Origin of the sequence: Erythrobacter sp. EC-HK427, from assembly GCF_902498745.1 — a bacterium.
Taxonomy (GTDB): domain Bacteria; phylum Pseudomonadota; class Alphaproteobacteria; order Sphingomonadales; family Sphingomonadaceae; genus Alteraurantiacibacter.
On sequence record NZ_LR701479.1, the window covers coordinates 2,153,351 to 2,179,322 of the forward strand.

20 protein-coding genes are annotated in these 25,972 nt (G+C 61.7%); 13 read left to right on the forward strand and 7 right to left on the reverse strand.

Annotation, left to right across the window (positions count from 1 at the left end):
* Position 1: 1 nt before the first annotated feature.
* From GC121_RS10615 to dnaN, 5 genes are all read left to right on the forward strand, one after another.
* Positions 2–1,972, forward strand: a complete 1,971-nt coding sequence (locus tag GC121_RS10615; RefSeq protein WP_151974252.1) for a beta-propeller domain-containing protein — start codon at positions 2–4, stop codon at positions 1,970–1,972.
* A gap of 82 nt (positions 1,973–2,054) precedes the next feature.
* Positions 2,055–2,447, forward strand: coding sequence for a GxxExxY protein (locus tag GC121_RS10620; RefSeq protein ID WP_151974253.1), 393 nt, complete (start codon positions 2,055–2,057; stop codon positions 2,445–2,447).
* Between the two features lie 52 nt (positions 2,448–2,499).
* On the forward strand, positions 2,500–3,264 hold the full coding sequence (fabG, locus tag GC121_RS10625) for a 3-oxoacyl-[acyl-carrier-protein] reductase (protein WP_151974254.1): 765 nt from the start codon (positions 2,500–2,502) through the stop codon (positions 3,262–3,264).
* A 7-nt stretch (positions 3,265–3,271) separates the two neighbouring features.
* Positions 3,272–3,895: an SGNH/GDSL hydrolase family protein gene (locus tag GC121_RS10630; RefSeq protein WP_151974255.1), complete on the forward strand. Its 624-nt coding sequence runs from the start codon at positions 3,272–3,274 to the stop codon at positions 3,893–3,895.
* A 163-nt stretch (positions 3,896–4,058) separates the two neighbouring features.
* Positions 4,059–5,186 carry a DNA polymerase III subunit beta gene (dnaN, locus tag GC121_RS10635; protein ID WP_151974256.1) on the forward strand — a complete coding sequence of 376 codons (1,128 nt, stop codon included), beginning with the start codon at positions 4,059–4,061 and terminating at the stop codon, positions 5,184–5,186.
* A gap of 18 nt (positions 5,187–5,204) precedes the next feature.
* Here dnaN and GC121_RS10640 read toward each other — a convergent pair whose 3' ends face one another.
* Positions 5,205–6,521 carry an FAD-dependent oxidoreductase gene (locus GC121_RS10640; protein ID WP_151974257.1) on the reverse strand — a complete coding sequence of 439 codons (1,317 nt, stop codon included), beginning with the start codon at positions 6,519–6,521 and terminating at the stop codon, positions 5,205–5,207.
* 318 nt (positions 6,522–6,839) lie between these two features.
* Here GC121_RS10640 and GC121_RS10645 point away from each other — a divergent pair, with 318 nt between their 5' ends.
* The 6 genes from GC121_RS10645 to GC121_RS10670 all read left to right on the forward strand — a co-directional run bounded on the left by GC121_RS10645 (position 6,840) and on the right by GC121_RS10670 (position 16,868).
* On the forward strand, positions 6,840–9,422 hold the full coding sequence (locus GC121_RS10645; RefSeq protein WP_151974258.1) for an EAL domain-containing protein: 2,583 nt from the start codon (positions 6,840–6,842) through the stop codon (positions 9,420–9,422).
* Between the two features lie 133 nt (positions 9,423–9,555).
* Positions 9,556–11,796, forward strand: a complete 2,241-nt coding sequence (locus GC121_RS10650; protein WP_234421209.1) for a bifunctional diguanylate cyclase/phosphodiesterase — start codon at positions 9,556–9,558, stop codon at positions 11,794–11,796.
* A 60-nt stretch (positions 11,797–11,856) separates the two neighbouring features.
* Positions 11,857–13,674 carry a translation elongation factor 4 gene (gene lepA, locus GC121_RS10655; protein WP_151974259.1) on the forward strand — a complete coding sequence of 606 codons (1,818 nt, stop codon included), beginning with the start codon at positions 11,857–11,859 and terminating at the stop codon, positions 13,672–13,674.
* A 329-nt stretch (positions 13,675–14,003) separates the two neighbouring features.
* Complete coding sequence (locus GC121_RS10660; RefSeq protein WP_151974260.1) at positions 14,004–14,981, forward strand: ParA family protein; 978 nt, start codon at positions 14,004–14,006, stop codon at positions 14,979–14,981.
* Positions 14,982–14,987: 6 nt separating this feature from the next.
* Positions 14,988–15,872: an SIR2 family protein gene (locus GC121_RS10665; RefSeq protein ID WP_151974261.1), complete on the forward strand. Its 885-nt coding sequence runs from the start codon at positions 14,988–14,990 to the stop codon at positions 15,870–15,872.
* A gap of 105 nt (positions 15,873–15,977) precedes the next feature.
* On the forward strand, positions 15,978–16,868 hold the full coding sequence (locus GC121_RS10670; RefSeq protein WP_151974262.1) for an HNH endonuclease: 891 nt from the start codon (positions 15,978–15,980) through the stop codon (positions 16,866–16,868).
* 6 nt (positions 16,869–16,874) lie between these two features.
* Here GC121_RS10670 and GC121_RS15715 read toward each other — a convergent pair whose 3' ends face one another.
* Positions 16,875–17,678, reverse strand: a complete 804-nt coding sequence (locus GC121_RS15715; RefSeq protein WP_234421210.1) for a hypothetical protein — start codon at positions 17,676–17,678, stop codon at positions 16,875–16,877.
* Positions 17,679–17,746: 68 nt separating this feature from the next.
* Positions 17,747–17,944, reverse strand: coding sequence for a Flp family type IVb pilin (locus tag GC121_RS10680; protein ID WP_151974263.1), 198 nt, complete (start codon positions 17,942–17,944; stop codon positions 17,747–17,749).
* A 341-nt stretch (positions 17,945–18,285) separates the two neighbouring features.
* On the opposite strand from GC121_RS10680, the gene GC121_RS10685 reads away from it, so the two are divergent.
* Positions 18,286–21,198, forward strand: coding sequence for a TonB-dependent receptor domain-containing protein (locus GC121_RS10685; RefSeq protein WP_151974264.1), 2,913 nt, complete (start codon positions 18,286–18,288; stop codon positions 21,196–21,198).
* A 144-nt stretch (positions 21,199–21,342) separates the two neighbouring features.
* Here GC121_RS10685 and GC121_RS10690 read toward each other — a convergent pair whose 3' ends face one another.
* From GC121_RS10690 to GC121_RS10700, 3 genes are read right to left on the reverse strand one after another with little or no spacing between them, the layout of a single operon-like run.
* Positions 21,343–22,284: a class I SAM-dependent methyltransferase gene (locus GC121_RS10690; protein WP_151974265.1), complete on the reverse strand. Its 942-nt coding sequence runs from the start codon at positions 22,282–22,284 to the stop codon at positions 21,343–21,345.
* A gap of 2 nt (positions 22,285–22,286) precedes the next feature.
* On the reverse strand, positions 22,287–23,987 hold the full coding sequence (locus GC121_RS10695) for a putative 2OG-Fe(II) oxygenase (protein WP_151974266.1): 1,701 nt from the start codon (positions 23,985–23,987) through the stop codon (positions 22,287–22,289).
* A complete protein-coding gene (locus GC121_RS10700; protein ID WP_151974267.1) occupies positions 23,984–24,721 on the reverse strand; it encodes a 2OG-Fe(II) oxygenase family protein in 738 nt (245 codons plus the stop codon). The genes GC121_RS10695 and GC121_RS10700 overlap by 4 nt, the downstream gene beginning before the upstream one ends.
* Before the next feature lie 110 nt (positions 24,722–24,831).
* Between GC121_RS10700 and GC121_RS10705 the strand changes: the two genes are divergently transcribed.
* Entirely contained in the window at positions 24,832–25,623 is a 792-nt protein-coding gene (locus tag GC121_RS10705) for an outer membrane protein assembly factor BamD (RefSeq protein ID WP_151974268.1), read from the forward strand.
* A gap of 8 nt (positions 25,624–25,631) precedes the next feature.
* Here the strand turns inward: GC121_RS10705 and GC121_RS10710 are convergent, their stop codons facing one another.
* Complete coding sequence (locus tag GC121_RS10710; RefSeq protein ID WP_151974269.1) at positions 25,632–25,949, reverse strand: hypothetical protein; 318 nt, start codon at positions 25,947–25,949, stop codon at positions 25,632–25,634.
* Positions 25,950–25,972 lie beyond the last annotated feature (23 nt).

Genomic DNA, 25,972 nt, shown 5'->3' on the forward strand with positions numbered 1-25,972 from the left:
GATGAAGACTGGTATCCGCTATGCAATGGCGGCGGTGGTGAGCACCGCCGCCATTTCCTTTGCGCTGGTGCAGGGGCCGCAAGTCTCGGCACAGAGGGCGCAGGATGATCCCGAGGGGTTGTATTCCTTCGAAAGCGAGGAAGCGTTCGAAGCCTTTTCCGAGCGGATGCGCGCGCTGGGTGGCGGAGGCTCAGGCAATGGTATCGAATACGGGTACGCTGAAGAGACCAGCGATATCGTGGTGACAGCCCAAGCCGCCCCGCCACCGCCGCCGCCCTCCGTGGCGGCTCCGGGACAGCAATATGCCGTTGTGGATGCGATTACTGCTGAGGACATTGGTGGAACTCCGGGCGAGCAAATCACCAACACGCAGGAAGCGGGCGTCGATGAAGGCGCGATCGTCAAGGATGCGGGCGATTTCCTCGTCATCCTGCGGCGCGGGCGGATCTTTACCGTGCGCCATGGCGGCGATGCGCTGGAGCCGGTCGATGCCATCAACGCCTTCCCGCCCGATGCGCGCAATCCCGGCGATACGTGGTATGACGAAATGCTGGTGCGCGGCGATCAGGTGATCGTGGTCGGCTATTCCTACGGCGATTTCGGCACCGAGATTAACCGCTTCCGCCTGGGCCGCGATGGCAGCCTGACCTATCGTGACACGCATTATCTGCGCAGCGGCGACTATTACTCGTCGAGCAATTACGCGAGCCGGATGATCGGCGACGAGCTGATCTTCTACGCGCCCGTGTACATGAACTGGAGCAATTGGCGCTCCACCATGCCTGCGCTGCGGCGCGGCGGCGCGAACGGCGAAGTGGTCGATCTGGTCGATCCGGAGGACATTTACGTCACCGCCCCCGCGCGGCGCGGCAAGAGCCCGCTCCCCATCGCCCACGCGGTCACCCGCTGCGATCTGGCGGCAGCCGAACTCGACTGCGAAGCGACGGCGGTGCTGGGCAGCTGGAGCCGGTCTTTCTATGTCAGCCAGCGCGCTGTCTATCTCTGGACCAGCGGATTGGGCACGGATGGCAATGGAAGCGATGGCCAGCTTTACCGGATGCCGCTCGATGGCTCGCGCCCCGGTGCCGTGCCGGTGGAAGGCGCGCCAATCGACCAGTTCTCCTTCACCGAGGATGCCGCCGACAATGTGTTGCGCGTCGTGCTGCGTGCAGATGGGCAGGGCGATGCCATGTGGGGCAGCGAGTTCAGCGAGGATGATCTTGGCCTGCTGACCGTGCCGCTCGGCGCGTTTACCGATGGTTCGGAACGCATCCCGCAGCAGGCGATGCGCGAATTGCCGGATGTCGAGGGGTGGCGCCTGCAGAACCGCTTTGCGGGTGATTACCTGCTTTATTCGGCATCCGATTATGGCGACGAGAACGCCGCGCGTTTCCTCTATGCTGCTCCCGTCGATGGCCGCCCGGCGCAGCGTGTGGAGCTGGAACACGGCGTAACCCGCTTCGATCTGATGGGCAGCGACGCGGTGGCGATCGGGCCGGGCAGCGGGAATGCGCTGGGCTTTTCCGCGCTGTCGCTCGGGCGGGAGGTGACGGTGGAGGACATCTATATGCTCCCCGCCGCGAGCGAGGGCGAAGTGCGCTCACAAGCCTTCTTCTATCGCGCTGACCGGGATTCGGCGGACGGCCTTTCGGGTACGCTCGGCCTGCCGGTGACGCGCGAGCGGCGCAGCCGGGGCGGCGAGTTCCTCGGCAATGCGTCGGCCATCTTCTTCCTGCGCCGCGACAACCGCATCTTTTCGACCGGCGGGCAGCTGAACAGCCGTGCGAAGGGCGACACCGATGACGGCTGCATCGCCTCCTGCGTCGACTGGTACGGCAATGCCCGCCCGATCTTCCTGGGCGAACGCATCTTCGCGCTGATGGGCTATGAGCTTGTCGAAGGGACATGGGATGGGGAACGGATAACCGAACGCCGCCGGACGAACTTCACTCCTCGGGAAGGGGAGGACTAGGCGTTACAGTTATTGCGCTCACAGAGGCACAGGGGCACAGAGAAGTTTGCGCTCGCAGAGGCGCGGAGGCGCAGAGAGGGCTATGCGGCAAATTGACGACTTAAGCGGAATTGTTGTCGATCATGCGGTCCGGATTCACAAAGGTCTTGGCCCTGGCCTACTGGAGAGCGTCTATGAAACTGTGCTTTCTGCATCGCTTGCGCGCGACGGGTTGAAGATTGATCGGCAGAAGCCGATCGGCATCGACTTCGACGGTTTGCATTTCGAGGCAGCCTTTCGCGTGGATATCGTCGTCGAAGATCAACTGCTGATTGAAATCAAATCCGTTGAGAAGCTGTCGAACTTGCACGCCAAGCAGCTGCTCACCTATTTGCGTTTGACCAAACAGCCCGTAGGGCTGCTTCTCAATTTTTCTGGCGAAACTATGAAAGAAGGCATCCGCCGCGTGGTTAACAACCATCGCCCGAACCGATAACCCTCTGCGCCTCCGCGCCTCTGCGAGCGAAAAAACGAACGGAGACACACAAATGTTCTCACTCACCGGAATGAATGCCCTTGTCACAGGCGCCAGTGGCGGGATTGGCTCTGCCATCAGCCGCGCGCTCGCGGCGCAGGGGGCGCGGATTGCGCTTTCGGGTTCGAACGGCGACAAGCTGCGCGCCTTCCGCGAAGAGCTCAACCGCGAATATGCGCATCACGACCATGATGGCCATGTCGAGATCACCTGCAATCTGGGCGATGCCACGCAGGTGGATGAGCTGGTGCCCGCAGCCGTCGATACACTGGGCGGGATCGACATCCTGGTGAACAATGCCGGCATCACCCGCGACAATCTCGCCATGCGGATGAAGGATGAAGAGTGGGATCAGGTGATCCGCATCAATCTGGAAGCCGCTTTCCGCCTGATGCGCGCCAGTGTCCGTCCGATGATGAAGGCCCGCTTCGGCCGGATTGTGAACATCACCAGCGTTGTCGGCACCACCGGCAATCCGGGGCAGATGAACTACACGGCGGCAAAGGCTGGCCTTGTCGGAGCGTCCAAAAGCCTCGCGCAGGAAGTTGCCAGCCGCGGAATCACCGTCAACTGCGTTGCCCCCGGCTTCATCCGCTCGGCGATGACCGAAGTGTTGGATGACAAGCAGAAAGACACGATCAACGCCCGCATCCCGATGGGCCGCATGGGCGAGGGCGAGGATATCGGCGCAGCAGTCGCTTACCTCGCCAGCCGCGAGGCAGGATATGTCACCGGACAGACGCTGCACGTGAATGGCGGCATGGCGATGATTTCGTGAGGTTTAGATGGCGCGGCACGTTGTTCTTTTCGGAGATTCCATCTTTGATAATGCCGCATATATTGACGGCGGGCCGGACGTGGCGGCGCAATTGCGCGAGGCGCTTGATCCTGAAGACCGGGTAACGCTCAAAGCCGTTGATGGCAGCATCTCTGAACAGGTCGAAGGGCATCTTGGCGATTGCCCTACGGACGCTACGCATATCGTGATATCGAGCGGCGGGAACGACATTCTCCACCATGCGGCGATGTTGGAGCAGCCATGTGGCAACATGGCGGCGGCCATGGATATGCTGTCCGAAGCGCAGTCAGTGTTTGCTCCTGCGCATCGCAGCTTGGTAGAAGCCGCAAAGGCATTCGCGGTGCCGACAGCTATCTGTACGATCTACGATGCCAATATGGGGCCGCACATTACGACCGCTATGGCAATCTTCAACGATGCTATCACGCGGAACATCCATCGGGCGGGACTTGATCTCATCGACCTGCGGATGATCTGCGACGAAGCATCGGACTACGCCAATCCGATTGAGCCATCGGTGACCGGAGGGGCCAAGATTGCATCGGCAATCGCCACTTACGTGAGTGAAGTTGAGGCGAAAGCTGCGCAGACGCGGGTTTTTGCGCGCTAGGGTGCAGCGGGCTTCGACTTTTCCCCAAGGAATCCCGCCTCCTGCACAGCGTCCCTTGCCCGCATTGTCACCTGCGCTAAGGATGGTGGGGCATTGACCGGCGCTGTGGGGCGATTCCGGGTGTCTCCCGACACCGCAGCGCGCCGAAAGGGAATTGATCGCGATGAAAGTCACCATCGAACGCGCTGAGCTGCTCCGCAGTCTCTCCCACGTCCAGTCCGTGGTGGAGCGGCGCAACACCATCCCCATCCTGTCCAACGTGCTGATCGAAGCCGGGGATGGCGGACACGTGCGGATCATGGCGACCGACCTTGATCTGCAAGTGGTGGACAATCTGCGCGCCAATGCGGTGGACAGTGCAGGCGCGATCACCGTCTCCGCGCATCTGCTGTTCGATATTGCCCGCAAACTGCCCGATGGCAGCGAAGTCAGCCTGGAAACGGGCGACAACCGCATGGTCATCAAGGCGGGCCGCAGCCGCTTCACGCTGCCGACCTTGCCGCGCGACGACTTCCCCGTGATCGTTGAAGGCGATTTGCCCACCAGTTTCGAACTGGCGGCAAAGACGCTCGCCGAACTGATCGACCGTACCCGCTTTGCCATCAGCACCGAGGAAACGCGGTATTATCTCAACGGCATATTCTTCCACGTGGCGGACGAGGATGGCGGCGTGTTGAAAGCCGCTGCGACCGACGGCCACCGTCTCGCCCGCTTCACGCTGGCGCGCCCTGCCGGGGCCGAAGGAATGCCCGATGTGATCGTGCCGCGCAAAGCCGTGGCAGAGCTGCGCAAGCTGCTGGAAGAGGCGATGGAGGGCAATGTCCAGATTGACCTCAGCCCCTCCAAGATCCGTTTCGCGCTGGGCGGCGAGGGCGGCGTGGTGTTGACCAGCAAGTTGATCGACGGCACCTTCCCCGATTACAGCCGCGTCATTCCCACGGGCAATGACAAGCTGTTGAAAGTCGATCCCAAATCGCTGTTCGCCGGGGTTGACCGCGTGGCGACCATCGCCACCGAGAAGACCCGTGCGGTCAAAATGGGGCTCGATGCGGACAAGGTGACACTCACCGTGACATCGCCCGACAACGGCAATGCGGTGGAAGAAGTCAGCTCGCAATATGGCTCGGAAGCGATGGAGATCGGCTTCAACGCCGGGTATCTGAAGGACATCCTCCAGCAGCTGAACAAGGATACGGTGGAACTGCACTTCGCCGATGCCGGCGCGCCGACGCTGATCCGCGAGGATGAAAGCAGCCCCGCGCTCTATGTGCTCATGCCGATGCGGGTGTGATGGGCAGGCGTTCAGGGCTTACCCCAGCGCCTTCATCATCGCCGCAATATCGACAAACTTTTCACGCGGAGCGCCCTCACGCGCGGCGGCGGCTTCGGCCTCGTCGATCTTCTTCCAGTCCTGGAAAGTGACCACATCCAGCTCGCGCTCCTGCGCCAGCGCATCGAAACCGTCGCGGCCCGCCTTGCCGCGTGCGCCCAGCGCGCCGCTGGCCATATCGGCGGCGATTTTCTCCACGACATCAAAGCCATCGGGGCGGTTGGTGCCGATTGTGCCCGAGGGGCCGCGCCGCGCCCAGCCGACGCAATAGAGGCCTGCAAGAATGCGCCCCTCGTCATTGGCAAAGCGGCCCGCGCGCTCGTCAAACGGCACGCCGGGCAAAGGCGACGAGCGATAGCCGATGCAGCTGATGACGAGATCGGCGGGAATCCGGCGGATTTCTCCGGTGCCCACCGCGCGCCCGCGTTCGAGGACGGTTTTCTCGACCTCAATCGCTTGCACCGCCCCATCGCCGATCAGCGCGCGCGGCTGGTTGAGGAAGGCAAATTCCAAGGCGATGGGCTGCTCGGCGCGGATATGTTCGGGGATCGCGGCAAATTCGCGCAACACGCGCACCGCCTTGCGCAGGCCCGGCTCCAACATCGCATCATCGCCCGGATCGGGCAGGTCGCGCGGGTCGACATGGGGCGCGGCGCGGGTGAGATTGCCTAGCTCGCCCAGTTCGCGCGGGGTCATCATAATCTGGTGCGGCCCGCGCCGCCCGAGGACGACAATCCGCTCCAACATGCTGCTTTTCAACGCATCATAGGCGTGGGTGACAATGTCGCTATCGCGCAGCTCTTCCGGCGTCTTGGCGAGAATGCGGGCGACATCCAGAGCGACATTGCCCATGCCCACCACCACGGCGGTGCGGCCTGAAAGATCGGGGGCAAGTCCGGCAAATTCGGGATGGCCGTTATACCAGCCGACAAAGGCCGCGCTGCCGAACACGTTTGCGAGGTCTTCCCCCGGCACCCCCAGCGCGCGATCATGCGGCGCACCGGTTGCCAGCACCACGGCGTCATACAGGCGCTGCAATTCGGCAATCTGCACATCGCTGCCGATGGTGACATTGCCGACAAAGCGGACATTCTCCGACAGCGCGACATGTTCAAAGCGGCGGGAAACGCCCTTGATCGACTGGTGATCGGGAGCAACTCCGCTGCGGATCAGGCCGTAGGGGACGGGAAGCCGGTCAAACACGTCGATCCGCACATCATCGCCGAACGTCTTTTGCGCGGCTTCTGCGGTGTAATATCCGGCGGGGCCGGAACCGATAATGGCGATGTGGCGCATGGATTGACCCAACCTCGCTCCAGCACGGAATGTGCCAGCCATATTAACCGTTTGCTGCACGCCCGCAATCCGCCGGACAAGCCTGTGCACGGATGAATTGCGACCGCACAAAATCCACGCGGAATTAACCCTTCTTCAAAGCGGATTTGCGATGGCGGCGACATGAAAGGTGCGACCCGAATGCCCAAGGCATCCCATGACTCGCAACCTGCGCCTGCGCGCGGGGGCGGGGTCGCGCCTGCGCCTGACGAAAGTCTCTCGAATACAGCGCCTTCCGCACAGCAAGCCGAGCCGGAACGGCGCAAGAGCGCGCGGCGAATGCCGACAGCCGATCGCGCCGTCAATGCTCCCAAGTTCGACAATCCCGCAAACCAGTTGTTTCCGCGCAGCTGGACGTATCTCGTGGTCAGCCTTGTGGCCGGGATTTGCGTTTGCATTGCCGCATCGGACAGCTTGCCCGGCACAGGCACAATAGGACTGCTGGCGGCCTCGGTCGCGCTGGTCTCGCTTCCCCTGCGCTTCATCTATGATTTTGTGCAGCACCGCGGCATAGCCGCGAAAATTGCGGGATTGGTCATTGCGATGGTCGTCCCGCTGTTCCTGTTCGGCTTCGGTGTGACGCTGTGGGCCATGGACGGCGGCATCGAATGGGATGTCGCGATGGTCGGCCTCCTGTGCGTGTCCGCCATCGCCACGGCCTATCTGCGCCGCCAACCAGCAGCGATTTTCGCGGCGCAATTCGCGGTGTGGACGGCTGCTGTTTTCGTCAACGCCTCGCTGGTGGGCTTTCTCGGGCTCGTTGTTGGCGGCGCAGTTGCCGTGCTGGTCACCCGCGAGCAGCTTGACGAGCAGCGCGACGAGGAGGAGCGCAAGGAAGCGCAGGAGCGGGTGCAGACCCGGGCGCGCGACATTCTGACCGATTACGAGGAGACCGGGCAAGGCTGGTTCTGGGAAACCGACCGCCGTTCCCTACTGACCTACGTCTCACCCCCCGTGGCCAAGTCGCTGAAGCGCAATCCCGACCGGCTGATCGGCCAACCCTTTACCCGCCTGTTCGATCTGGAGGATACCGGAGACGAAGGCGAACGGACGCTGATGTTCCACCTGTCCGCGCGATCATCCTTCAGCGAATTGCCGGTGCGGGCGGCCATCAACAATGAAGAACGCTGGTGGTCGGTTTCGGGCCGCCCGATCTTTGACCAGTTTGACAATTTCGTTGGTTTTCGCGGGTCGGGAACCGACCTGACCGAGCGCAAGCGCAGCCAGGAACAGGCAACGCGTCTGGCCCGCTACGATGCGCTGACCGGCCTCGCCAACCGATTCCAGATGTCGCAGGCGCTGGAGAAAATCCTGACCGCGAAGGCGGAGGCCAACCGCCATTGCGCGATCATGCTGCTCGATCTCGACCGCTTCAAGCAGGTCAACGATACGATGGGCCACCCTGCCGGTGACGCGCTGCTCAAGCAGGTGTCACAGCGGCTTGAGCGCGCCGTGGGCAAACTCGGCCAGGTCGGGCGCTTGGGCGGGGATGAGTTCAAGGTCATCATCCCCAACCGCGTGGCCAATTCGGCGCTGGCGGATCTGGGCAAGGAAATCATCCATTCGCTGTCGCAGCCCTATTCGATCGATGGCCAGCGCGTCGTCATCGGGGCCTCGGTCGGCATCGCGGTGGCGCCCGAGCATGGCAAAAGCAGCGAAGACCTGATCCGCAACGCCGACCTTGCGCTATATGCGGCAAAGGATGGCGGGCGCGGGCGGTATCACTTCTATGCCGAAGATTTGCACGCGGAGGCAGAAGCGCGGTCGAAGCTCGAAGAAGACTTGCGCGATGCCATCGCCAATGGCGAGCTGCAAATGCACTATCAGCCGATCATCAAGCTGTCGGAAAGCCGCATCGCCGGGTTCGAGGCGCTCTTGCGCTGGCAGCATCCCGTTAAGGGGTGGATTTCGCCCGAACGCTTTATCGGCATTGCGGAGGATGGCGGCCTGATCCAGCAGATCGGCGAATGGGCGCTACGCCAGGCTTGCGACGATCTGGCCCAATGGCCGGAGGAAGTATTCGTCGCGGTGAATGTTTCACCGGTGCAATTCTCCAATCTCAACCTTCCGGCGATTGTCGCCAATGCCATCGCCAGCGCGGGAGTCCGGGCAAACCGGCTGGAGCTGGAAATCACCGAAAGCGTGTTTTTGGGCGATGATAGCGGCACCGAAGCCATGTTTGCCTCGCTCAAGCGGCTCGGTGTGCGGCTGGCGCTTGATGATTTCGGCACCGGTTATTCCTCGCTCGGCTATCTGAAGAAGGCTCCGTTCGACAAGATCAAGATCGACAAGAGCTTTATTCGCGGCGTGACCGAGAAGGGTAGCCGCAACGGCGCGATCATCCGCTCGATCACCAGCCTCGCGCAATCGCTGGGCATGGATACGACTGCCGAAGGCGTGGAAACGCATGACGAGCTCGATCTCGTCCGCGAACACGGATGCAGCCATGTGCAGGGCTTCATCTATCATCGCGCCTTGACGGCCGCGCAGGTTATCGAGCGGATTTCGCATGGGCTTGAAGCGATTGCCGAAGGCCCGCGCGCAGCCCGTGCTCCGCGCCAGAAAATGCTGCGCAAGGTGGTGCTCGATCACAACGGGCACCTGTATAACGGGACGATTCGCAATCTCTCGGTGACCGGCGCGATGATCGAAGGGCTGTGGAACGTGCCGGTGGGCACGGTCTTCTCGGTGCAGATCGCCGAACGTCACCGCATCACTTGCACCACGCGCTGGAGCGCGGACGACCGGATGGGTGTGGAGTTTTCCAATCCCTTACAACGCGATGGCGATGGCCAGATCACCGCCCTGCAAGAGCCGCCACCACGGCAGATGGACGAGCAGGAACTGCGTAAAGCGGGCTGATCGGAGCCGGTCGCCAGCAGGGCAAATTCTCGTACAGCTTAGTCGTTTGGTAAGCCAAAACGGTTAAGTCGCATGATGATGTAAAGGGCCGGGAGTTCGCATGACACCGCGCCTCGCAGAGGAGTAGCGTTAGGTGGGTGTACGCGGCATTTTCAGAGGACTGGGCGCGCAGCCCGGTGCCGCCGTGCGCGTGCCCGATGCGGAAAAGGCTGTCACCGACGCCATCGGCCTCGATAATGCGCAGCGCCTGTCTCTGCTCGATTCCTTCGAAAGCTCGGGTCTCGTCTGGTTCTGGGCGACCGACAACAAGGGCGCGCTGACCTATCTCTCGCCCAATGCCATCGCGCAGTTTCCGGCAGAAACCCATGTGCTGGGCGCGCAGCTGGGCAGTTTGGTCGAAACCGTCGATGTCGTGCATAGCGACCAGCGCGCCCGGCCGTTGTCATTCCTTCTGAGCGCACGGACAACCTTTAGCGAGCAGCCTGTCCGGATCATCAACAAGAGCGAAGAGGCCGCTGGCGAGAAGGCCGAAATCTGGTGGTCGCTCACCGGCAAGCCGCATTACGATGCGGAGCAGAACTTCCTCGGCTATCGCGGCAGCGCCAAGAACATCACTGACAGCTTCCAGTCGCAGCGAGAGAAGTCCCGCGCGGCCGAGTATGACTCGCTGACGGGGCTCGCCAACCGCCACCGCATGACCAAGCGCCTGGATACGATCCTCACCGCCTATAAGGTGGAAAAGCGGTCCTGCGCGCTGATGATGCTCGATCTCGACCGCTTCAAGGCCGTCAACGACACGCTGGGCCACCCGGCCGGGGACGAATTGCTGCGCCAGGTCTCGCAGCGATTGCAGCGCATCCTGCCCGCTGAAGCAGAGATCGGGCGTCTGGGCGGCGACGAGTTTCAGGTCATCCTGCCGGACATGGATGATCGTGGGCAGCTTGGTGATCTCGGCAACCGCATCATCCAAATGATCTCGCAACCCTATTCGATCGAAGGTAGCCGCGCGATCATCGGCACGTCGATCGGGATGGCGATAGCGCCCTATGACGGCATCGGCTCGGCCGAGCTGGTGAAGGCGACCGATCTTGCGCTCTATGCCGCGAAGGGCGGCGGGCGCGGGCAATTCCGCTTCTATTCCAACGATCTGAAGGACGAAGCCGACGAACGGCGCGAGATCGAAGAAGACTTGCGCGACGCGATGCATCGCGGCGAGCTGGAAATGCATTACCAGCCCAGCGTTTGCTCTCGAACGCACATGGTGCACTGCTTTGAAGCGCTGATGCGCTGGAACCATCCGGAACACGGCCAGATCAGCCCGGCCGTCTTCATCCCGATTGCCGAAGATAGCAATCTGATCGACGAGCTTGGCGAATGGGCGCTGCGGCAGGCTTGCAAGGATGCCGCCGAATGGCCGAACGAAATCGGCGTTTCGGTCAATGTTTCCGCGCAACAGTTTGCCGGCGACCGCCTGTCCGATATCGTCGCCAGCGCGCTCACCGCGGCGCAACTCGACCCCAAGCGGCTTGAGCTCGAAATCACCGAGAGCGTCTTCATGGGCGATGTGATCGCCACCGATACCAAGTTCAAGGAACTGCGCGCGCTGGGCGTCAAACTGGCGCTCGACGATTTCGGAACGGGCTATTCCTCGCTGTCCTATCTCCGCCGCGCTCCGTTCGACAAGATCAAGATCGACCGCAGCTTTGTGCGCGGCTGCGCGGCCAAGGACAATTCCAACGCGGCGATCATCACCGCGATTGTCAGCCTGGCCTCGGCCATGAACATGACCACCACTGCCGAAGGCGTGGAAGCCATGGACGAGCTCGAATGCATTGCCGGGCTCAAGGCCGATTTCGTGCAAGGCTTCATCTTCTCCCGCGCGGTTTCGCAGAATGATGTCCTGGACAAGCTGGAATGCGGCGAGCTGAAATACGAGCCCGCAGGCCCCGCCAAACACCGCGCCGACCGACGCACGCTGTTCCGCCGCGTGGGCGTGATCCACGAAGATCACCATTACGTCGCCATGCTGCGCGACCTCTCGCGCACAGGAGCGCGGATCGAAGGCCTGCTGAACGTGCCGGTGGGCACGCAGCTGGTGCTCGATCTGGGCGAGGGGCAGCTGGTGGTAGGTACTGTGCGGCGTTCGCAGGATGCCACGCAGGGCCTGTCCTTCGAAACCCCGCTGGTGAGCGATGGAGCAGGCGGATTGTGTACAAGGCACCGCGTCTCACCCTATATGCTGGCTGCCGCCGGTCTGCCCTTGCAGGCGCTTCCGGCGGGCGTTTCCGCGCCGCCGCAATTGCAAAGCGCACCCGCCAGCAAGCCGCGTTTCATGCAGGTGGACGTCACCTCCGGCTCAATCCGCGCCCGCTGATCCCACCCCGCCAATAAGACCTGCTGACAAGCGCCTGCAGCACAGCTAATGGCGGGCTGGATGACTGACCTTTCCAAGATCCGCAATTTCTCGATTATCGCCCATATCGACCATGGCAAGTCGACCCTCGCTGACCGGCTGATCCAGTACACGGGCGGCCTCACCGAGCGTGAGATGTCGAGCCAAGTCCTTGATAACATGGACATTGAGAAAGAACGCGGCATTACCATCAAGGCGCAGACCGTGCGCCTCAACTACACCGCGCGCAATGGCGAGACCTATGAGCTCAACCTCATGGACACGCCCGGCCATGTCGACTTCGCCTACGAAGTCTCCCGCAGCCTCGCCGCGTGCGAGGGCGCGCTGCTGGTGGTGGACGCGGCGCAGGGGGTCGAGGCGCAGACCCTCGCCAATGTCTACCAGTCGATCGAGCACGATCACGAAATCGTCCCCGTTATCAACAAGATAGACCTACCCGCCGCCGAACCCGAAAAGGTCCGCGCGGAAATCGAGGACATTATCGGCCTCGACGCGTCCGAAGCCGTCCTCGCCAGCGCCAAATCGGGCATCGGCATCGAGGAAGTGCTCGAAGCCATCGTCGCCAAGATCCCGCCGCCCAAGGGGGACCGCGACGCGCCGCTCACCGCCATGCTCGTCGATTCGTGGTACGATCCCTATCTCGGCGTCGTCATCCTTGTCCGCGTGATCGACGGGGTGATCAAAAAGGGCCTCGAGGTCAAATTCATGCAGGGCGGCACGCAGCACCTGATCGACCGCGTCGGCTGTTTCACCCCCAAGCGCATCGACCTGCCGGAGATCGGTCCGGGCGAAATCGGCTTCGTCACCGCGCAGATCAAGGAAGTCGAACAGGCCCGCGTGGGCGACACCATCACCACGGTGAAAAACGGCGCGACCGAGGCACTCAAAGGCTACAAGGAAGTGCAGCCGGTGGTGTTCTGCGGGCTGTTCCCCGTGGACGCGGCGGACTTCGAAAAGCTGCGCGAAAGCATCGGCAAGCTGCGGCTGAACGATGCCAGCTTCAGCTACGAAATGGAAAGCAGCGCTGCGCTCGGCTTCGGCTTCCGCGCGGGCTTCCTCGGCCTGCTGCATCTGGAGATCATCCAGGAACGCCTCAGCCGCGAATATGATCTCGATCTGATTACCACAGCGCCTTCAGTGGTTTACCGCATACACCTCGCACACACCAAGCACGAGAGCGCGGAAGTGCGCGACATCCACAACCCCGCCGACTGGCCCGATGTGAACCGCATCGAGATGATCGAGGAGCCGTGGATCAAGGCGACGATCTACACGCCCGACGAATATCTCGGCGCGATCCTCAAACTGTGCCAGGACCGGCGCGGCATCCAGACGAACCTCACCTATGTCGGCGGGCGCGCGCAGGTGACTTACGAGCTGCCGCTGAACGAAGTGGTGTTCGATTTCTACGACCGGTTGAAGAGCATCAGCCGCGGCTATGCCAGCTTCGATTACGAGCAGATCGGCCTGCGCGAAGGCGACCTTGTGAAGATGAACATTCTGGTGAACGCCGAACCGGTCGACGCATTGAGCCTGATCGTCCACCGCAGCGTGGCCGAAGAACGCGGCCGCGGAATGTGCGAACGCCTGAAAGACCTGATCCCCCGCCACCTCTTCAAAATCCCGATCCAGGCCGCGATCGGCGGCAAGATCATCGCCCGCGAGACGATTGCGGCTTTGCGCAAGGACGTGACCGCGAAGTGTTACGGCGGTGATATTACGCGGAAGAAGAAGCTGTTGGAAAAGCAGAAGAAGGGGAAGGCAAGGATGCGGGAATATGGCAACGTCTCGATCCCTCAAGAGGCTTTCATCGCAGCCTTACGTATGGGAGAAGAGTGAATCCTCCCCGGAACGGGGAGGGGGACCATCCGGAGCATGGTGGAGGGGCCGCGTCCGCGATGTTTCTCTCGCAAAGGCGCAAAGGCGCAGAGGCGCAGAGGCGCAGAGGATGCGGGAGCGCCCGAAGAGCGGCCTGCCCCGGCGGAGGCCGGGGGGGATGTGAGCATTCCGCAGGAGGCGTTTATTGCTGCTCTGCGGATGGGGGAGGAGTGATAGCTGCCCTTAGACTGGATGAGTGCCAACGTGGCTAGAGTGGTATATAGTTTGTTTGCGTATCATTTCTGTGCTTTCATGGACTGAGCCTTTTTGAGCAAAAATCGGAGTATTTGATGAAGTCTCTCACGTTCTTTAATAATAAGGGCGGCGTTGGAAAGACGACCCTTTTGTGCAACGTGGCAGCTTACTTTACCAAAGAATTGGGTAAAAAGGTGTGTGTGGTTGACTGCGACCCACAATGCAATGCGTCTCAATATCTGTTTGCAGACGAAGCAATTGAACCAATGATCTTCGAAAAAGAGAGAAATATTGAGCAATTGTTTCATGGTTTGATGGCTGGAACCGGGCATACGAAGGAGATTCCCATCCAGCGATCCGTTGCATTCAGCGCAGACGTAATTTGCGGGAGTCCGAAGCTCTCCATGGGAGAGGATTTTCTCGCCGAGGAGTGGGCTAGGCTGAATACACCACGTGGACTTTCAAGCACATTGGTATTCCATGAATTGTTAAAATCATTGCGTCACTACGACTATGTATTCTTCGATGTAAGTCCCTCGTTGGGCGCAATAAACAGGACAATTCTTTTGTCTACGGATTATTTTGTCAGTCCTCTATCAATTGATATTTTTTCTCTGAAAGCCTTCGAAAATATAAATGAATGGATGCAAAAGTGGCAGCAGCAGTGGAGCTATGCTGTTAATAGCCCGCAGTTCGACCAGAATAATGAAATGGTTGCAGAGGCGAAGCGGCTTAATGGCGCTCGGTTCGTCGGTTATGTGTCGCAGCAGTATATTGCAAAAAGAGATGCTTCTGGTGAGCGTCGACCGGTGAAATCGTATGACGAGATAATTCAGAAAATAGATGGGGAAATTGAGGCGCACTTCAGCGAGGGACTTCAACCTCTTAAACCTTTCGAGTTGGGGAAAATTCCGAACCTACATAGTTTGGCTCCAATGTCACAATCGCGACGAAAGCCAATATTTGCACTCACTTCGAGCGACGGCGTTGTTGGAGCGCATTTTGCGAAGGTAAAGGAGTCTCGCGAAATCTTTGGGAATGTCGCCCAGGAACTCATCAAGAGAATTGGGTGAAAGCCGGTGCTGTTGTCTGATTGGCCAAAAAATCTCGTGAAAGACCTCGCGAGAAGGCGAACGGTAATTGTTATCGGCTCCGGCGTCTCGCGGCATTCTGTTGGAGCAGATGGGAGCACTCGTCCTCCTTTATGGAAGGAGTTTCTTAGAGACGCAGTCGATGAGGTTCAGGTCGGGACTGACTGCTCTCATATTGCGGCCGCTATCGATCAGGGTGATCTTCTACACGCTTGTGAGTGGCTAAAAAAACGATTTGATGAAGATTGGAACCCCTACTTGCGGCGGAGATTTGTTGATCCGCAATTTTCGCCCGCACAGATTCATCGTCAAATAGCCCTCCTAGATTCAAGGATCGTGTTCTCACTGAATTTTGATGATATCTACGAGAGCATATCAAGAGAGATCAATGAGACTTCGCAATTCGTGAAGATCTACAACGATCCGGATGTTTGCGAGTTTCTGAGAGGTTATGCACGCTACATCGTCAAGGTTCACGGAAGCTTAGCATCTCCCGCGTCCTTAGTTTTCACTCAAGAAGAGTACGCGCGCGCGCGGGTGAGCAACAGCTTATTTTACGATGCATTCGATGCTGCGCTTAGGTCACACACATTCTTGTTCATCGGTTGCGGATATGGAGATCCGGACCTTAATCTCTTGCTTGAGAATCAAGCATTTCAAAATGATCCCGGCACTTCACATCCACATTTTTTTCTGACATCTGATCCGATCTCATCTGACCTACAAAATTCTTTGCGGAGGAACCGGAATTTGAAAACCCTCCTGTATGAGGCGGTTGATGAAAATCACTCGGGATTGGTCGCTGCAATCGAGTCACTTGGAGAAGCTGTCACCGAAGAACGCGTCGAATTGCTCGAAAACCGAAACTGGTAAGCATTTAAGCTTCTATGATCCGAGTTTTTCGTTGGCGATGGCTGCGCAGGCATAGGAAGCGTTTTGCTTTGTGAGGGCACTGCAACTTGTAGAGGTTGATTCGCAATGACCTTCGGCGTTTTCATGCACAAGGATGGGTCGATCTACGACGACATCCCCGAAGTGCATTACCAGTTTCCGAAAAGCTATCTCAGCCGTGCCGAGCAGATGGTCGGCGACTGGATTGTCTATCGAGAGCCGGTCAAAATCCCGAACTCCAAAGGCTTCTTCGCGGTCGCGAAGGTCGAGCGGATCATTCGTGACCCGAACGAGCCGGACCGCTATCGCGCGATCATCGAGGCAGGCAGCTATTTGCCGTTTGAGCCGACTGTCCCGCATATCGTGAATGGCGAACAGGTGGAGCGCGGTATTCTCAACGAAGCGGGCAATATCTCTGGCCGTGCGCAAGCCGCCGTCCGCCCGCTTTCCCATTCCGACTTTGCCCGCATTATCGCGCTCGGCCTACCCGAAGACGATACGCTGCCGCGTGTCGGCGAGAACGAAGCGCTCAACCGCGTCCGCGAGGAGCAAGTCCCCTATGAAATCGAGCGGCCCATTGTCGAGACGCTGGTTTCTCGCCCCTTCCGCGACAAGGCGTTCCGCCGCGCCGTTCTGAACGCCTATGACGGGCGCTGCGCGGTCACCGGCTGGAAGCTCGTCAACGGGGGAGGGCGGCTGGAAGCGGAGGCGGCGCATATCAGGCCGGTCGAGCATGGCGGGCCGGACTCAGTCCGCAACGGCTTGGCCTTATCGGGCACCGCGCACTGGATGTTCGACCGTGGCTTGATCGCTCTCTCCGATGATCTGGAGATCATGGTGTCGCGGCAGGTCAACGATCCATCCAGCGTCGAAGCGATGATAAACCGCACCGGCCGCGCGATTGCTCCTTTGCGGGAGAGCGAAAAGCCGCACCCGCAATTCCTCCGCTGGCACCGCGAGAATTGCTTCAAGCATTAACGCGCTTTAATCCCACCCATCATCCTTGATACTCCGCACCCGCGGCCCGGTGTCCGCGACTTTCGGCTTCTCGCGCCAGCCGGGGAGGTAGCGTTTCATTTCTTCGCTCGGGCCGGTGACCGCGTCCGTGTCGGCGGGCAGGGCGGGTGGGCGTCGTTTATCGCGTTCGAGGCTTTCTTCGTAGGTGGCTTTGAGGCGGCGGGTTTCCGCGCTCATCGCCTCCTCCTCGCGCTGGCGAGCGGCCTCGCGGCGGCGGTGCATCCGTTCCAGCTTCGTCTCCAGACTGGCGAGGATGTCCTTGCGCTCGCGGCGTTTGCGTTCGACCACTTCGCGCTCCCATTCCGCGCGCCATTCCTTCTTCATCCGCGCGAGGCGGTGCTTGTCGAGCCCGCTCAGGCCCTTGGCGCCGTCCGCCGCAAAGCGTTTGGGCGCGCGGTTGCGCAGCATGAACATGAGCAGCCGGTCATTAAAGACGGTGCGCGTGCCGACCAGCTTGCCATAGGAGTAGACGGGCACCTCCACGCCGTTCAGCGCGCGGTCCATTGCGGTGTCCTCGATCCGCTTGACGCCGTGATCGAGCGCGGCCTCCCACGCCTTGCGGAAGCTCGCTGCGCCTTGCTGGCGGCGCAGGTAATAGGCGCTTTCGGGAGTCATCCCCACGCTGTTCGCCGCCGCGCGGACCGAGCCGTAATCGGCGAGCGCCTCGATAAAGCCGTGCTGCCGCTCGGGCGTCCAGCCGTCATGCCGCTGGCACTTGCGCGGCACGGGGGTGAAGGCGGGGAGTGTGGTGGCGGGCGGTTTGGCAGGCATGGGGTAGGGCTCCGGGAGAGAAGAAATCCCTCGCCGGTGCCCTGCGTCTCAAACTGTAGGAAAGAGCCTTATGCCCCGCCGTTGGCAGCGGAGTTGGCGGCGGTATATTCGCTGGAGACGGTGTTGTACTGCGTCTCCACCTCGTCGCCGAGCGAGAGCATCACGCCCGCCAGCGCGACGCCGATCAGCATGGCGAGCAGGCCGTATTCAATGGCCGTTGCCCCGGTTTCGTCGGCGATCAGTGTTGCAAAGCGGTGTTCAGGCAAAGGAGTCCCCCCCGTTGTTTTGGTGAACGGGGCTTAGCGGGGATTGGTTAATTCGGCGTAAGCGGGGTGGCTGGGGCAGCGGAAACGGGCGCTTTGGATACCGCCAAAAGGCTTTGCTGCCGCAAATCCGTCACTCCGGTGTCATAATTGTTTCAAAAATGTCACACGAAATTGTCTCGTGCGAAACCTGTCCACACTGCGATTGTATGCGGCGAGCGGGCGTGCTTTTGCGCTATATCAGGAAGGAGGAGTTGGTTGCCACGTACATCCGGCGGGTGAAAGCCTGCGTGTCTGGTGCCTCCTTTCCCTGAAAAATTCTCCCACTTACCAGGAGTTCATGAATGTCTAATCGCAACACCAAGGCAGCTCTGCTTGCAAGCTCGGTGATCTTCGGATCGCTGCTTGCCGCGCCTGCCCTCGCCCAGGAAACCGATCCGGGCGCAAACGAAGGCGAGCGTATCGTCGTTACCGGTTCGCGTATCGCGACCCAGAACGTCGACACCGCCGCGCCGATCGCTGTCGTGGACAGCGAAGAGTTTTCGCTGTCGGGTACGGTCAACGTCGAAAACGTGATCAACACCCTGCCGCAGGTGGTTCCGGGCTTCACTTCGAACTCGAACAACCCCGGCACCGGTACCGCGACGCTGAACCTGCGCGGCCTCGGCTCGGCGCGCACCATGGTGCTCGTCAACGGCCGTCGCTGGATGTTCTACGATACCGGCCAGATCGTCGACCTCAACACCATTCCGCAGTTCCTGCTGCAGAATGTTGACGTGGTGACCGGCGGTGCTTCAGCTGTGTACGGTTCGGACGCACTTGCTGGCGTCGTCAACTTCAACCTGCGTCACGTTGATGGCGTGGAAGTGGGTGGCCAATACTCGATCACCGATCGCGGAGATGGCGAGCGTTACCAGCTGCACGGTGCAATCGGCACCGAATTCGGTGACGGCCGTGGCCGCGCTACCGTGTTCGGAGAATACTACAACCGCAGCTCGATCTTCCAGGGCGACCGCGGCTTCTCCGAATTTGCCATCGGCGGTGAAACCCCCGGCAACGGCAGCAGCCCGCAGATCCAGTTCGGTTCGTCGACCCTTCCCGAGGGCGTGATCCGTTATCTGGCGCCGAACAACGGCAACCTTGCCGGTACCGACTTCGCGGCCAACCGCGCGGTCGTGTTCGACACCGCTGGCGAGTTCCGCACCCGCACCGGTGACACCTACAACTACGCTCCGGTCAACTACCTGCAGATCCCGCAGGAACGTTACCTGCTGGGCGGTTATGCCGAATACGAAATTTCGGAAGGCATCGAAGCCTACACCGAAGTGACCTTCGTCAACAACCGCGTGGCAACCGAGCTGGCCGCAACCCCGGTCACCGGCACGTTCAACGTTGATCTGGCCACCATCCAGCCGTTCCTGTCGGCAGGCGATTTCGCCCAGCTGCAGCAGCTGGACGCAACCGAAACCGGCACCGGTGCCGCAGCGGGCAACAACGGCCAGCTGTCGCTGTTCCTGCAGCGTCGTGTTACCGAAACCGGCTCGCGTAACAGCCTTGACGAGCGTAACGCATTCCGCGTCCTCGCCGGTCTGCGTGGCGACCTCACCGACTTCCTGAGCTACGATGCGTACTATATGTATGCCCGTACCCGGAATGCGAACGTGCAGGCAGGTAACATCTCGCGCTCGGCCTTCCAGGCTGGCCTCGATGGCACCGGCACCGCGATCAACATCTTCGGCCCCGACACGCTGACCCCGGAAATGGTCGATGCGATCAGCATCCAGGCGCAGAACGGCGATATCTCCACGCTCGAAGTGGCGACCGCTTACCTGTCGGGCACCTTTGGTGATTTCGCCATCGGCAATGCCGCACCGATCGGTTTCGCTCTGGGTGGCGAATATCGCAGTGTTGCTTCGCGCTTCATTCCTGACACTGCACTTTCTTCGGGCGACGTGATCGGCTTCAACGCCGGTGATGCGACCGAAGGTTCGTACGATGTGAAGGAAGTGTTCGCCGAGCTGAACATTCCGGTGCTCGATACCGATTCGGGCCTGCGGCTCGAACTGAACGGCGCTGCCCGCTACTCCGACTACTCGGTTCCGACCGTTGGCGGTGTGTGGGCCTATGCCGGCGGCATCCAGTTCGCTCCGGTCGAAGGCATCACGCTGCGCGGCCAGTATCAGCGTGCGGTGCGTGCACCGAACGTTGCCGAACTGTTCGGCGGTACTTCGATCGGCTTCCCCGGCGCGACCGACCCCTGCTCCACGGCAGCGGCGGGAACCCCGGGCACTCTGCGTGACCTCTGCATCCAGAGCGGCGTTCCGGCGGGTATTGTCGGCACCGGCGCTGTGCAGATCAACGCGCAGATCCCCGCGCTGTTCGGTGGTAACCCGAACCTGCAGGAAGAAACTTCGGACAGCTGGACCTATGGTATCGTGCTGCAGCCGAGCTTCATCCCGGGCCTGACGATCACCGCTGACTACTTCGACATCACCATCGAAGACGCAATCAGCACGATCTCGCTGGCGACCTCGTTCGACCTGTGCTTCAATCAGGTTCAGGACGCGAACTCCGGCATCTGCGCCCCGTTCTTTGCCAACCCCAACGGTTCGATCCGTACGGGCGGCATCATCGACGTCGGCAACCCGCCGATCCTCGGTGGCCAGAACGTTGCGACGCTGGCCGTGTCGGGTATCGACTTCCAGCTCAACTACGGCATGGAACTGCCGTTTTCGGTGTTCAGCAGCGGCGGCTCGTCGGACTTCGACATCGGCCTGCTCGCCACCTGGACCGAGCGTAACGATTTCGAAGCCTTCCCGGGCGCCGATGTCGTGAGCTGTGCCGGCGAATTCGGTGCCGAGTGCGGCGATCCGACCGCTTCGTTCAAGTGGACGGCGCGCTTCAGCTGGGTTGACGGTCCGTTCACCCTGTCGTCGCGTTGGCGTCACCTGAGCGCTGTCGAAGACGATGATGACGGCGTGAACTACACCCAGTTCAACGGTGTCGAGCGTATCCCGGCATACGACCTGATCGATCTGACCATGTCGTATGACTTCAACGATACGATGACGTTCTCGGTCGGTGTGAACAACCTGTTCGACACCCTGCCGCAGACCCCGACGTTCAACGGCATTCTGGTAACCTCGACCAACAACGGCACGTTGCTGGGCGACAACCAGGAGCAGGCGAACACCTATCCGTCGACCTACGACGTGCTGGGCCGCGACTTCTTCGCATCGGTTCTGGTTCGCTTCTAGGCCGACCTGCACCGGGCGATTAGCTCGAACAAAAGGGGCGGGAGGCTTTCGGGCCTCCCGCCCTTTTTCTTTTTTCCGGGCGCAAAGTAAGTGCTGTCTGCCGTGCCGTGCCGTGCCGTGCCGCGCCGTGCCGTGCGCTGGCGATCAGGCGGGTTTCTGAAAGGTCAGGAAAGTGGCGAAGGGCGCGCCTGCGCCGGTCGGCCCGGCATCGTGCAGCATTTCGCTGGCGATGGGCCGCAAGCCCGCCGCCGTCAGCACCGCCGCCACCGGTTCGCCGGTGCCCGCCGCTTGTGCTGCCGCTTCGAGCGAGGCAATCCGGCCAAGCTCGTTCTGCGCCTGTGCCACGATCCGGTCGATCACGGCGGCGGTCTGCATGGGCGGTTCATTCTTGCCGTGGACGAGTGTTTGACGGATCGCCTCGGCGATTTCCCAAGCAGCCGATTGCGGCCCGAACTCGCGCGCGCCGCGTTCGGGGGCGGTCGCCAGCTCTTCGGGCAACGATCCCACGCCGATCGCGCGCAATCTCAGACTGTTCTTGGCCTTGCCGGGCAAATCCTGCGCTGCAACCGCCCAATCGATCTGTTCGCGCCGCCGCAGGTTATGGCTGAGGATCGGCCCATCGATCCGGTGGGTAATCAGGCCTAGCCAGCCACCGGGGCGCAGCACGCGGGCTATTTCCGCCGCTATTGCTTGCATATCGCCATATTCGAAGCCGAACTGGCTGGTGACGGCAGCAAAACTGCCATCGGGAAAGGGCAGATCGTGCATCAGCACCCCGCCGCGCAGCTTCGTGCCGCGCGGGGCGGGGGGAAGGGTGGTCGCCAGATCGATCCCCACCGGTTTCAGATCGCGCCGCGCGTCCAGCAGGCGCTGCATCACGCGGCCATCGCCCGTCGCCAGATCGAGCACGCGGGCCGCGCGCGGCAATTTCGCCGCAAAACTCGCCCAAGCCTTGGCCTGCACGCGGTCGATCCCAGGGGATGCCGCAGGCAGGCAACCGCCGCCCGATCCGGCAGGGGAGGCGGCATTCTGCGCCCAAAAGGCATTCCACGCAGTGTGGCTGCTATGTTGGTCGTGCTTGGCCATGGTCAGCCCGCCTCGCTTGATGTGACTTCGGGCGTGACATCAAAGGCCACGGTCATCCGGCGCCCCTGCGTAAACGGCCGTGTGCCGTGGTAGAGCGTGCTGGGAAACAGCGCCAGATGCGCTTCGCGCGGGGCGATGACGCGGTGCGGCCCGAGATCGCTCTGCATTTCGGGAGCGGGGCGGCCCAGCTCCAGCCAACCGGCCTGCGGATCACTCTCTCCGCTGGTATCGGGCAGCGCGCAATAGAGCGCAGAGGAGAGGATACCCTGCGGATGGATATGCGCCGCGTGATAATCCCCGCCGCCCGCAAGCCGCACTGACCACGACCCGCTGATGCGCCAGGGTGCATCGCGGAACCGCAGCAGCGGATGGGCGGGATCGGCAGGGGGCAGGTTCGCGCGGTAGTCCTCCAGCGTGGCGCGGATGGCATCGTGCAGAGCGGCGAGTTGCGCCTCCGTCCGGTCAAAGATCCGCCCGCGCGTTTGCGTGCCGCCGCGCAAGCTCTGGCCAAGCGGCATCGCGCTGCCATCGTGCAGCCGGTGGAGCACATCGAGCACAGGCGGCAGAACACTGTCCGCATCGCGCAGCGGCAGCAGCTGGACAAGCCCGTCCTGCCCGTGCAGCCAATCGGCGCGCGGATCGCCGGTCAGCCGCCACAGGATGCCGCGAAAGGCCCAGACGCTGATGCCGAACGGCGCGTGCGCCATCGCGCGGTCGAGCGCTTGTCCGGCGCGGTCATAATCGCCGGTGCGGATGGCGTGGCGGGCCTCGTTGAGCCAGCGTTCCTCGGTATCGATGGCGATTTGCGCGAACAGCTTTTCGGCCAGAGCGTGATCGCCTGCATCGCCCGCATAAATGGCTTCGAGCAGGACAAACCGTTCGTTGTCGGGAAAGTCGCGGCGCGCCTGCGCGATCACGGCGGCGGCCTGTTCGCGGTGATCGAGACCGTGCAATTGCGCCGCCCATTCGGTGCGGATCATCGGATCATCGGGCACGCGCTGCGCGGCATCGGCGTAATGCGCGGTGAAGTCCGCCTCGCCCGCCGCCAGCCGCAATTGGGCGAGGAATTTGAGCGCATCGTGCCACTGCGGAAGTTTTTCCACCAACGCCTCGGCAATCTCCCGCGCCTCGGCGGTGCGCCCTTCGACTTCGAGCGCCTGCGCCTTGCCATACCACTGGAACGGATCGGTATTGTCGCGCAGCAGCGTGGCATCGAAGCGCGCCACCGCATCGGGTTCCCCACGTTCGAGCGCAACCGTGGCACGGCCTTGCAGCGCGCGCGGCCGCTGCGGCTCGATCCGCAGCGCGCGGTCATACCAATGCGCCGCCGCCGCCAGATCGCCCGCACCGCGCTCGGCAAAAGCGCGGGTGGAGCAATAGGCGGCGCTGTCCTTGGCGGCGCTTTCCACCGCGCGCAGCGATCGGAGCGCCGCGCCAAACCTGCCCGCCGAACTCAGCGCAATCGCGCAGTCGATAGTGAACGCGGTGTTTTCCGGCGCCAGCGTGCTCGCCTTGCCGAACCAATCCGCCGCGCTGGCCGCATCGCCGCCGTCGAGGTGCCATTTTCCCAGCGCGTGATTGAGCCCGGCCTCGTTTGGATGCTCGGTAATTCCCTGCTCCAGCAGCGCCCGCGCGCCGTCACGATTTCCCGTCCGCAGTGCCCCCTGCGCGCGGATAAACCAGTTACGCGCTGCCGTTTTCATCGATCACGCAGCCAGCCATTGATCGCATAGCGGCCCCTCGGCGCGAAGGGCGGGACGTAGCTCACAGCGTGATCCTGCGGCACGAGGAACATATTCAACGTGTTGAAACGCGGGCGGAACCCGGTCTCCACATTGCCGTGCTTGTCGTAGAACAGCAGATAGCCGCCCCAGTCGGGATGCCAGTCATCGATGGTGAGGTTGAGCACATAGGCGATGCGCCAGCCCTCGGCGACATGGCTGTCATTGTGCCGGCCAAGGAAATGCTGCGCGGCATAGCAGGCGAAATGCGCATCAGCGCGCAGCAAATCGGGCAGGCCGGTGACTTCGCGCATAAAGCCCAGAAACGGCTCTGCATTGAGATGTTCGAGCAGGATTTCGATGGTGCCTGTGGTGTCCCAGCCCTTCTGGATCGCTTCCACCAGCGAATAGCGCAGCGAGCGATAGGCGTAATCCCCGCGCGCCGCCGCGGCGTCGGTCGCCTTGGCCAGTTCCATCGCTTCCTGCGCCAGCACCGGATCGCGCAGATCGGCCGCGCTGAAGCCGCGCCCCTTGGCATTCGCGCCCGCCTGCATTCCCATGCCCCACGGCACCTGCGTGTGCATGATATCCCGCAGCTCTCGCGCGGTCTCCTCAGTCAACACATCGCGGATTTGCAGCCGCTTGCGGACGGCAAACTCTGCCGCCAGTGCAGCGCGATCCAGCTGCGGGTTCAGTTCGAAAAGCGCTTTCGCCATAAGCGGCGCTATAGGAAAGCCTTGCCGCGCGCGCCAGCCCTGTGCGATTTGCGCCGCGCTGTGTCGCACTTCACTTGGCGTTCAGCCGATCGCTGGCTATAGGCGAGGGCATGACGCTCAACACTTCCCTTCGCGGCGCGCTCGCTGCCGCCACCTGCGCACTTGCTTTGACCGGTTGCGGCGGCGGCCAATCGACCGAGAATGCCGACCTTGCCTATGTCGCCCGCGATGTCGAATCGCTGTATATGGCGGCGCGCGAACGGCTCGATGCCGGCAATCTGACGCTGGCGGCGGCTTTGTTTGACGAGGTGGAGCGCCAGCACCCCTATTCGCCCTGGGCCCGCCGCGCGCAGCTGATGAGCGCGTTTTCCTATTACGCCGCGCGCGATTACAACGCCTCGATCAGCTCGGCGACGCGATTCCTCTCGATCCACCCAGGCAATGCCGACGCGCCCTATGCCTATTATCTGATCGCGCTGTGTTATTACGAGCAGATCAGCGATGTGGAGCGCGATCAGGCGATCACGCGGCAGGCCCTGCAGGCGTTGAACGAGGTTGTCCGCCGCTATCCCGAAAGCCCCTATGCCGCCGATGCGCGGATCAAGATCGATCTGGTGAACGATCACTTGGCGGGCAAGGAAATGGAAATCGGGCGGTTTTACGAACGGACGGGCCAATGGCTCGCCGCGCAACTGCGCTTCCAGAACGTGATCGACGATTATCCCACCACCAGCCACGCGCCCGAGGCGCTGTTCCGTCTGGTGGAAACCAGCCTTGCCGTGGGCATTCCCGAAGAAGCGCAGCGTTACGCGGCTGTGCTGGGGGCCAACTATCCGGGCAATGAATGGTACGAGCGTGCCTACGCACTTATGGAAGAGCACCAGCCGGAACGGCTGCGCTAAGCGGGATTTCAGGCGAGCGCCGCCTGCGAACGGTTGGCGTCGAGCAATTGCGCCAGCTCGGGCAGATGCAGCGCCTCCGCAAAGCGCACATTGGCGCGGCCGCCGAAGGTTGAATGCACCAAGGCCGGCAATTTGCGCCCGCACGGGGTTTGCACCGTGATTGAGTCGCCCGCAGCATAGGTGCCCGGTTGCAGCTGGCTGATCCGCGCAGATTCCTGCGTCAGCTCGATCAGCAGACCGGCCATTGTCCCTTGAATTTCATGCTGAAGTTCAACCGGCGCGCTCATCGCATAGCGGCGCAAGGCTCCTGCGAGCGGTGTAGACATTCGCGACCTCTTTTCGTCCCCGT

Coding starts and splice junctions, on each gene's coding strand:
- GC121_RS10615 (WP_151974252.1), top strand. CDS start 2: ATGAAGACTGGTATCCGCTATGCAATGGCGGCGGTGGTGAGCACCGCC.
- GC121_RS10620 (WP_151974253.1), top strand. CDS start 2,055: ATGCGGCAAATTGACGACTTAAGCGGAATTGTTGTCGATCATGCGGTC.
- fabG (WP_151974254.1), top strand. CDS start 2,500: ATGTTCTCACTCACCGGAATGAATGCCCTTGTCACAGGCGCCAGTGGC.
- GC121_RS10630 (WP_151974255.1), top strand. CDS start 3,272: ATGGCGCGGCACGTTGTTCTTTTCGGAGATTCCATCTTTGATAATGCC.
- dnaN (WP_151974256.1), top strand. CDS start 4,059: ATGAAAGTCACCATCGAACGCGCTGAGCTGCTCCGCAGTCTCTCCCAC.
- GC121_RS10640 (WP_151974257.1), bottom strand. CDS start 6,521: ATGCGCCACATCGCCATTATCGGTTCCGGCCCCGCCGGATATTACACC.
- GC121_RS10645 (WP_151974258.1), top strand. CDS start 6,840: ATGCCGACAGCCGATCGCGCCGTCAATGCTCCCAAGTTCGACAATCCC.
- lepA (WP_151974259.1), top strand. CDS start 11,857: ATGACTGACCTTTCCAAGATCCGCAATTTCTCGATTATCGCCCATATC.
- GC121_RS10660 (WP_151974260.1), top strand. CDS start 14,004: ATGAAGTCTCTCACGTTCTTTAATAATAAGGGCGGCGTTGGAAAGACG.
- GC121_RS10670 (WP_151974262.1), top strand. CDS start 15,978: ATGACCTTCGGCGTTTTCATGCACAAGGATGGGTCGATCTACGACGAC.
- GC121_RS15715 (WP_234421210.1), bottom strand. CDS start 17,678: ATGCCTGCCAAACCGCCCGCCACCACACTCCCCGCCTTCACCCCCGTG.
- GC121_RS10685 (WP_151974264.1), top strand. CDS start 18,286: ATGTCTAATCGCAACACCAAGGCAGCTCTGCTTGCAAGCTCGGTGATC.
- GC121_RS10690 (WP_151974265.1), bottom strand. CDS start 22,284: ATGGCCAAGCACGACCAACATAGCAGCCACACTGCGTGGAATGCCTTT.
- GC121_RS10695 (WP_151974266.1), bottom strand. CDS start 23,987: ATGAAAACGGCAGCGCGTAACTGGTTTATCCGCGCGCAGGGGGCACTG.
- GC121_RS10700 (WP_151974267.1), bottom strand. CDS start 24,721: ATGGCGAAAGCGCTTTTCGAACTGAACCCGCAGCTGGATCGCGCTGCA.
- GC121_RS10705 (WP_151974268.1), top strand. CDS start 24,832: ATGACGCTCAACACTTCCCTTCGCGGCGCGCTCGCTGCCGCCACCTGC.
- GC121_RS10710 (WP_151974269.1), bottom strand. CDS start 25,949: ATGTCTACACCGCTCGCAGGAGCCTTGCGCCGCTATGCGATGAGCGCG.